This is a genomic window from Streptomyces chilikensis (genome assembly GCF_001642695.1).
GTDB classification, from domain to species: Bacteria; Actinomycetota; Actinomycetes; order Streptomycetales; family Streptomycetaceae; genus Streptomyces; species Streptomyces chilikensis.
Map to the genome: position 1 here is coordinate 1 of NZ_LWCC02000008.1, position 1,586 is coordinate 1,586.

Annotated in this window: 1 protein-coding gene; it reads right to left on the minus strand. The window is 73.1% G+C overall.

Going from position 1 to position 1,586, the window contains the following annotated elements:
- Positions 1-1,586, minus strand: a 1,586-nt coding sequence (locus A2U95_RS20630; protein WP_166025489.1) for an SDR family NAD(P)-dependent oxidoreductase, incomplete at both ends; no start/stop codon positions are given.

Sequence of the window (1,586 nt, forward strand, 5' to 3'; positions counted from 1 at the left end):
GATGGAGGTGGCGGGCAGGTCGTGGGCGTGGCGGTGCTGGGCGAGGGCGTCGAGGTGGGTGTTGGCGGCGGCGTAGGCGGCCTGGCCGCCGCTGCCCCAGGTGGCGGCGATGGAGGAGAAGAGGACGAAGGCGTCGAGGTCGGCGTCGGCGAACACGGCGTGCAGGTTGGCCGCGCCGGTCACCTTGGCGTGCATCACCTCGGCGAGGTCGGTGGGGGTGGTGGAGGCGAGGGGGGTGGCCTGTCCGACACCTGCGGTGTGGACGACCGCGCGGACCGGGGTGTCGTCGGCCTCCAGGGTGCGGGCGAGTGCGGCCAGTGCCTCACGGTCGGTGGCGTCGCAGGCCACGACGGTGGCTTTAGCGCCGAGTTCCTCGATCGTGGAGCACAGTTCGGCCGCGCCGGGTGCGTCGGGGCCGCGGCGGCTGGTCAGGACGACGTGGTCGGCGCCGTTGGCTGCCGCCCACCGGGCGACCCGGGCCCCCAGACCACCGGTACCACCGGTGATCAGCACCGTGCCCCGCACCTTCCACGTGGTGCCGGCGAAGACGCCCGTCCGGGTGCCCCGCACCGACGCCGGGTCGATGCCCGACCGCTCGAACGCCTCCCAGGAGGTCTCCAGCAGCAGCCGCTGCTGCGGGTCCATGGCCAGGGCCTCGCGGGGCGAAATGCCGAAGAAGAGCGGGTCGAACTCACCTGCGTCGTGCAGGAAGCCGCCCTGGTCGACGTAGCAGGTCCCCTCACGCTCACGCGTCGGGTCGTACAGCCGCTCCAGGTCCCAGCCGCGATCCACCGGGAACCCGGAGACCGCGTCCGCGCCTGCCATGAGCAGACTCCACAGTTCCTCCGGAGAGGCGACCCCGCCCGGGTAACGGCAGCTCATGCCGACGATGGCGACGGGGTCGTCCTCGCCACCGGTACCGGTGACCGACGCGTGAGACGCCCGGTCCTGGTCCTGGGCGCCCACGATCTCGTCGCGCAGGTACTCGGCCAGCACGGCCGGACTCGGGTAGTCGAAGACGAGGGTCGCGGGCAGCGAGAGCCCGGTCGCGGTCGCCAGGGCGTTGCGGAACTCGACCGCCGTGAGCGAGTCGAAGCCCAGCTCGCGGAAGGTGACGGTTTCGCCGATCGCTCCGGCACCGTTGTGGCCCAGAACCATGGCTGCCTGCTCCCGGACCGTGGCCAGAAGCAGCCTCAGCTGCTCCGCGCCGGTCAGACCGGAGAGACGACCACGGAGGACCGACTCGGCACCGGACGCCTCGGGGGCGCTGCTCTCCACGAGCACACCCTCGCTCTTCGCCAGGTCGGCGAGGAGCGGGCTGGGGCGCAGGGCGGTGAAGGGCGGGACGAACCGCGCCCAGTCCACATCCGCCACCGTGACGCAGGTTTCCCCGAGAGCCAGGGACCGGCCGACGACCGCGACCGCGACGTCGGGTGCCATCGCCGGGAGACCCCGCCGGTCCAGTTCCGCCGCCATCTCTTCGTCCGCCATTCCGCCCTCGGCCCAGGGGCCCCAGGCGATGGAGGTGGCGGGCAGGTCGTGGGCGTGGCGGTGCTGGGCGAGGGCGTCGAGGTGGGTGTTGGCGG